The sequence below is a fragment of the Paraburkholderia sp. RL17-381-BIF-C genome, from assembly GCF_046026435.1.
GTDB lineage: Bacteria > Pseudomonadota > Gammaproteobacteria > Burkholderiales > Burkholderiaceae > Paraburkholderia.
Genome location: NZ_JARESX010000142.1, coordinates 1 through 6275, shown reverse-complemented (window position 1 = coordinate 6275; position 6275 = coordinate 1). Strand labels below are relative to the sequence as shown.

Here is a 6275-nt window from a genome sequence, read left to right as displayed (position 1 = left end):
AAACAGGACCACGCCGAACCCGGTCATCAACATTACCGGCGCAAATCCAAAATCAATTGTGGCCGCCGGTAATTATCTGTTTGTCGGCTACGTTCACACCGTCCCGAATGTCGATGCTTTTAACCTCACGACCGGTAAGCTCGATATCACGCTCGCGAATAGCAATCCGAACATGGTCGACGTGGGTAACGACGTGGATTCGATGTACGGACTTCGGGCGTATCGACGGTCGACCGGCGAATATGAGATCACGAAGGACAACTATAACGACTCAAGCATCGTGGTGTATCGCTGGACGCCGCCCGCAATGACTGGAACCGCGGCGAGTGCGACCAAGACAATGCTGGCGTTGCCATTCAGCGTCAATTGACTCGGAAATTCCTGACAGGCTGGCAAACGCAGCAACCAATACCGCCGCAAGCTGGCCAACCGTCGAAAAAAGGTGCTCAGTGCTGAAGGTTTATCCATTTCGGAGCAAATTCGTAATCGATGCCGTGCCATACGAATGTCCGCGTCCCAACTACGAGGCAAGCTGTCAATACGATTAGCGCCGCGATAAAAGGAATCCTGGTGACCCGTCCCACGTCATTCCCCTCGTTCACGCTCTGTTCGGAATTTTGGTAGACAAAGGCGCCTGATGCCACTTGTCTTGCGAAGAGAAAAGTTGAGCACGCCTGGTGAGGAACCGAAAGGCCGATCACCTCATCGATCGTGAACAAGGAAACGGTCGCTATGGACCACGGAAAGAATGCTCACACTCACAACACGCCGTCGTTGAGGCGGAACGGTCGATGACGGGAGGCGCTGTCAGTCAGGGAGACATTGCCCGGCTCTTCGATTTCCACCGACACACGCCTGTTACCCATACGCACGCGCATTTCCCCGATATTCATCACCGCCACATCCACTGAGGCCGCGAGGGAGTTCTTGTTTCGTGCGCCTGACGTCAGAATTCAATTCCATAGCGGGCCAATACGGCTCCGCCGAAGTCAAAATAAAAAAATTTGTAAAGGACGCTACATGCGCGTAGTTTACTTTACATGACCACCTTGACCACCTGGGCCGTACTGGTCCTGACCTTTCCCACCGAGAACGCCACCGCGCGCATGCGGGCGTGGCGGGCGCTGAAAGCGAAGGGGTGCGCCGTCCTGCGCGACGGCATCTACCTGCTGCCGCATACCGCAGAGCGCGAAGACATGCTGCGCGAGCTCGCCGGCAGCATCGACGAAGCCGGCGGCACCGCCCATCTGCTGCGGGCACAAAGCCTGCACCCGTCGCAGGAAGTGGACTTCCGCGCACTGTTCGATCGGAACGACGATTACGGTATGTTTGTCGCGTCACTGGGAGCCGCGCGGAAAACGCTGGGAGGCCAGGCACCAGCGGAGGTCACCCGCCTTCTACGTCGCCTGCGCAAGGACTATGACGCGATCCGGACGATCGACTACTTCCCGGGCGCCGCGTCGACCGACGCTGAAATCGCCTGGGAAGACTTCGTAGCGCTCGCGGATACAGTCCTGTCGCCGGGTGAACCGCATGCGGCCGAGCGGGCCATCCAGCCATTACGGCGCGACGAGTATCAGGCCCGCACGTGGGCAACCCGGCAACGGCTATGGGTCGACCGCGTCGCGAGCGCATGGCTGATCCGTCGCTTCATCGATCCTCAGGCGCGCTTCCTGTGGCTCGTGTCGCCGGAGGGCTGCCCGACGGACGCGCTCGGCTTCGACTTCGACGGCGCCGCCTTTACGCACGTGGGTGAGCGCGTGACGTTTGAGGTGCTGCTCGTGAGTTTTGGTCTCGACGACGACCCCGCGCTGCTGCGGCTCGGTGAGATGGTGCACGCATTGGATGTCGGCGGCGCAGCGGTGCCCGAGGCGATCGGCTTCGAAGCGGTGATGGCCGGCGCACGGCAGCGCGCGTTGGACGACGACCGACTGCTCGACGAGATGGGGCACGTACTGGATTCGATCTACGCGCACTTCGCAACGAGCAAGAGAATTAGCAGCGCTGGGGGCCGTTGATGAACACCACGACAGCGCCCGCGCCCGGCTACACGCTCGGCCAGATGGTCCTTTACATGCTGCGGCTCGGCACCTTCGGTTTTGGCGGTCCGGTGGCGCTGGTCGGCTATATGCACCGCGACCTCGTCGAGCGCCGGGGCTGGATCAGCGAACAGGACTACAAGGAGGGGCTGGCGCTGGCTCAAATGATGCCAGGGCCTCTCGCCGCACAACTTGGCATCTACCTCGGCTACGTGCATTACCGCGTCGTCGGCGCAAGCGTGGCCGGTATCGCGTTCGTCCTGCCGTCGTTCCTGATGGTTGTAGCGCTTGGCTGGGCCTACGCGCAGTTTGGCGGACTCTCCTGGATGCAGGCTGTCTTCTATGGCGTAGGCGCCGCGGTGGTCGGAATCATCGCGATGAGCGCGTACAGGCTGACCAGGAAGACCATCGGCAAAGACAGACTGCTGTGGGCGATATTCCTGACGCTCGCTGTCGTCACCGTGGTCACTGAATCCGAGATCGCATGGCTGTTCATCGGAGGCGGGCTGCTCAACTGGTTCCGGCGTGCTCCCCCGCAATGGCTTGGCAAGGGCGGATTGAACGCGCTTGCCGTAACGCAGGCGCCGGGTGCGAGCGGTGTCCTGAGTGGTCTTGACCTGCCGCTGCTCGGTCAGATCGGTCTGTTCTTCGCCAAGGCCGGCGCGTTCGTGTTCGGCTCGGGACTCGCAATCGTACCCTTCCTCTACGGCGGTGTCGTGACCGAACACCACTGGCTCAACGACAAACAGTTTGTCGATGCGGTGGCCGTCGCGATGATCACGCCGGGGCCAGTCGTGATTACGGTTGGCTTCATCGGTTATCTCGTCGCCGGATTCCCGGGCGCCTGCATCGCCGCACTCGGGACTTTCCTGCCTTGCTATCTGTTCACGGTGCTGCCCGCGCCGTACTTCAAAAAGTACGGCAAGTTACCGGCCGTCAAGGCGTTCGTCGACGGCATTACGGCGGCGGCCGTGGGCGCGATCACGGGCTCAGTCATTGTCATCGCGCGGCGCTCGATCGTCGACTGGCCGACTGTTGTGCTTGCTCTTGTGACGCTCTTGCTGCTCTGGCGTTTCAGGAAGCTGCAGGAGCCGGTCATTGTCGTTGCGGCCGCCCTGGTTGGTCTGGCTGTCTATCCGCTTATCCATTAGCACGCCTTCTGAAGGCAGCCGCGTGCGCGCATCCTACAAGAGTCGTCATCATGGCAACACGGCGTACCTTCCTGCAAGACTCCGCTGCGCTCGACGCGGGAATCATGCTGACCCAGGCACAAACCGTACGCGCCGCAGAAGAGCCGGGGCTGCACACAATTTACTGGACCAGCATCTCGGGGAAAGGTGGTGAGCCGAAGGGCAACCTGGCAAAGATCATAGACAGGAATTCCGGTTCCTATGGGAAGTTCAAGGCACAACTGGTTGCCGCGACGACTGCTGTAGAAGCCTCCGGCTGGGATGTCGTTGGTTACCATCCCGCGACGGGCAAGCTCGTTGTCATTCGGCACCGTTGCCATCGGCACGATCCTTCGCGCGATCGAGATTCTCGCGGGATTGAGTTTCATTGCCGGACTGGGAACAAGGCTGGCGGGGTATCCGATCGTCGCCATCTTCGCCGTGCGGGCAGTCGCCAATTCCGCGAACTCATTGACCTCGCTGCGGGATGCGGTGAGCAGCGTCATCGTGCCTCACGGCGACTGGGGCTATGGCGCAATGTATTTCGGCATAGTGCTGCTCCTTAGCGAGTTGCTGGGCGCCAGCAGCGGCTCATGGTCGGTTGATCACCGGGTTTCAAGGAAATCCAGCGGAGCCGGGAAGTCCGATTCCAGTCGTTGAAATGCACAGACACGTTTGATGCAACAGGACACACGGATGAAAACTCGCATCATGAACGCACTTTGGAATCGGCCTGAAGCTCGTTGGCTGCTTGCTGCCGCGTGCGCTATCGCTGCCGCGCTGGGAGGCGCGGTGTTCTCTGCATCAGGGGCGGACGACGGTCTTAAAACGGGCAGCCTGCCGTTAAAACATCTCTCCGACGTGCCGCTTGGCGGACAGCCGACCCGTCTCGACTACGCAAGCCTTGACCAGGAGCGCCACCTGCTATTCATTGCCCATCTGGGCGACGGCGAGGTGGTCGTGTTCGACACGCGTGCAGCGCGTGTGATCGCTCGGATTCCAAACGTGGCCTCAGTGCATGGTGTTTTAGCGATTCCAGCACTGTCACGCGTGTATGCGTCGGCCACCGGTTCAAATGAGATTGTCGCGATCGATGAAGCCACACTAAAGATCGTCGCTCGCGTGCCGGGTGGCAGCTACCCGGACGGCATGGCCTACGCGCCCGATGCGCACAAGCTCTATGTATCCGACGAAACGGGCGACACCGAGACGGTGATCGACATTCGCTCTAACACGCGGTTTGCAACGATCCCGCTCGGCGGTGAAGTCGGCAATACCCAATACGATCCGGTTTCCCGACATATCTTTGTGAATGTGCAATCCCGGCGCCAACTACTCGAAATCGATCCCGCCACGGACCGGATCATCACACGGATCGATCTGGCAGGCGCGCAGGGCAATCACGGGTTACTGATAGAACCCCAACAACGGCTGGCTTTTATCGCGTGTGAAGGCAATAACAAGCTGCTTGTGCTCGACATGCGCACGATGCGAGTCACGTCGTCCTTCGGCGTTGGTCAAGATCCGGACGTCCTGGCCTTCGACTCACAACTGCATCTGCTCTACGTCGCGGGCGAAGCCGGCATCGTGTCGCTGTTCAAAGCCGACGCCGGAAACGTGTCGAAGATCGGCGACGGCCGCGTCGGCCCTAACGCGCATGTCGTCGCGGTGGATGAGTCGACGCATCGTGCCTACTTCCCGCTCAAGGATGTTCAGGGACAGGCGACGTTGCGCATCATGGCACCGCAAGGCTGAGGCAGTCGTGGCCCACTCGGGGCGGTTAAACACTTCGTCAGTTGGCCGAGTCGCTGGAGGATGAGATGAGTCAAACTGAAACGGGCAAGGTGGCCGTATTGTGGCGCGGCGATCTTGAGACGCGTAAAAGTGCGACACCGGGGAATAATCGCTTTTATCGCATCTTCGAAGAACTGACGGCGATCGGCATCCAGGCGGAACCCGCAGTCTATTCCGATGAGATGGTAGACGAAGTGCGTGAGCAACTCCTGAATGTCGATGGAGTACTGGTATGGGTCGATCCGATTCACGACGGACAGACTCGAGTCGTTCTCGATGCGATGTTGCGAGAGGTGGCGTCGCGCGGACCCTGGGTCAGCGCCCACCCTGACGTTATCCTGAAGATGGGCGTCAAGGAAGTTCTACATCGCACCAAGCATCTCGGCTGGGGAACGGATACCCATCTATATCCAGGCAAATCCGCGTTTCAGTCCGAGTTCCCGTTCCGGCTGCAATCGGCAGGACCGCGCGTGCTCAAACAAAACAGGGGCAATGGAGGTCAAGGGGTCTGGAAAGTCGAGCAAATCTCGCCGATGGGCAGCGACACCGTAGTGGTTCGAGTTCTGCACGCACTCCGAGGAAGCATGCCTGAAGAGACGACGCTTCACGATTTCATGGCGCGCTGCGAGGCATACCTCACGCCCGATGGCTGCATTGTTGACCAACCCTTTCAGTCCCGCCTGCCCGACGGCATGATTCGCTGCTACATGGGAACCGACAGGGTTGTCGGGTTTGGACACCAGTTGATCAAGGCACTGATACCGCCGCCGCCGGAAGGCCCCGACTCCGACGCTGCGCAGCCCGGGCCACGTATCATGTACCCTGCCTCGGCCGAACCGTTCCAGGCCCTCAGAGCGAAAATGGAACTCGAATGGACGCCGCAAATGATGGAACTCCTGAACATCGATAGCGCTTCGCTGCCGATTATCTGGGATGCCGACTTTCTGTATGGGCCGCGCACCGAATCGGGCGATACTTACGTCCTCTGCGAGATCAACATCAGCTCGGTTTTCGCCATACCGGAGCAGGCGCCGGCGGCCATTGCTCGCCTCGTGAGTGAACGTCTGCGTAAAAAATAGACCTCGATCCGAGGTTCCGCTGAGGTGCACGCGTGGTGAGGAATCGCAAGCCCGGTTACCTCATCGATCGTGGACGAGGAAACGCTCGCAGTGGCCCTCAGAAAGAATGCTCACGCTCACGACACGCCGTCGAGTTGAGGCTGAACGGTCGGTGTCGGTGCAGCGCAGTTAAAGTCACCGGAAGCGAATTCAAA

The 6275-nt window shown here is 60.1% G+C and carries 6 protein-coding genes and 2 pseudogenes; 7 read left to right on the top strand and 1 reads right to left on the bottom strand.

Annotation, left to right across the window (positions count from 1 at the left end):
* Window positions 1-370, top strand: a pseudogene (locus P0D70_RS35955) (SMP-30/gluconolaconase/LRE-like region family protein); the annotation flags it as partial.
* Window positions 371-758: 388 nt separating this feature from the next.
* Here the strand turns inward: P0D70_RS35955 and P0D70_RS35950 are convergent.
* A complete protein-coding gene (locus tag P0D70_RS35950) occupies window positions 759-893 on the bottom strand; it encodes a hypothetical protein (protein WP_408188013.1) in 135 nt (44 codons plus the stop codon).
* Window positions 894-1040: 147 nt separating this feature from the next.
* Here P0D70_RS35950 and P0D70_RS35945 point away from each other — a divergent pair, with 147 nt between their 5' ends.
* From P0D70_RS35945 to P0D70_RS35920, 6 genes and pseudogenes are all read left to right on the top strand, one after another.
* On the top strand, window positions 1041-2018 hold the full coding sequence (locus P0D70_RS35945; protein ID WP_408188012.1) for a chromate resistance protein ChrB domain-containing protein: 978 nt from the start codon (window positions 1041-1043) through the stop codon (window positions 2016-2018).
* The gene (locus tag P0D70_RS35940) at window positions 2018-3190 is read left to right on the top strand and encodes a chromate transporter (protein WP_408188011.1); all 1173 of its coding nucleotides are present in this window, start codon (window positions 2018-2020) and stop codon (window positions 3188-3190) included. Before P0D70_RS35945 ends, P0D70_RS35940 begins: the two co-directional genes overlap by 1 nt.
* Window positions 3191-3240: 50 nt before the next feature.
* A pseudogene (locus tag P0D70_RS35935) lies at window positions 3241-3489 on the top strand (hypothetical protein); the annotation flags it as partial.
* 37 nt (window positions 3490-3526) lie between these two features.
* Complete coding sequence (locus P0D70_RS35930) at window positions 3527-3868, top strand: DoxX family protein (protein ID WP_408188015.1); 342 nt, start codon at window positions 3527-3529, stop codon at window positions 3866-3868.
* A 51-nt stretch (window positions 3869-3919) separates the two neighbouring features.
* Entirely contained in the window at window positions 3920-4963 is a 1044-nt protein-coding gene (locus tag P0D70_RS35925; RefSeq protein WP_408188014.1) for a hypothetical protein, read from the top strand.
* Between the two features lie 65 nt (window positions 4964-5028).
* Window positions 5029-6081, top strand: coding sequence for a Cj0069 family protein (locus P0D70_RS35920; RefSeq protein WP_408188010.1), 1053 nt, complete (start codon window positions 5029-5031; stop codon window positions 6079-6081).
* Window positions 6082-6275: the final 194 nt, after the last annotated feature.

Bases quoted from the DNA above. Each gene is read 5' to 3' on its own strand.
- P0D70_RS35950 (WP_408188013.1), bottom strand. From the start codon at position 893: ATGAATATCGGGGAAATGCGCGTGCGTATGGGTAACAGGCGTGTGTCG.
- P0D70_RS35925 (WP_408188014.1), top strand. From the start codon at position 3,920: ATGAACGCACTTTGGAATCGGCCTGAAGCTCGTTGGCTGCTTGCTGCC.
- P0D70_RS35945 (WP_408188012.1), top strand. From the start codon at position 1,041: ATGACCACCTTGACCACCTGGGCCGTACTGGTCCTGACCTTTCCCACC.
- P0D70_RS35940 (WP_408188011.1), top strand. From the start codon at position 2,018: ATGAACACCACGACAGCGCCCGCGCCCGGCTACACGCTCGGCCAGATG.
- P0D70_RS35920 (WP_408188010.1), top strand. From the start codon at position 5,029: ATGAGTCAAACTGAAACGGGCAAGGTGGCCGTATTGTGGCGCGGCGAT.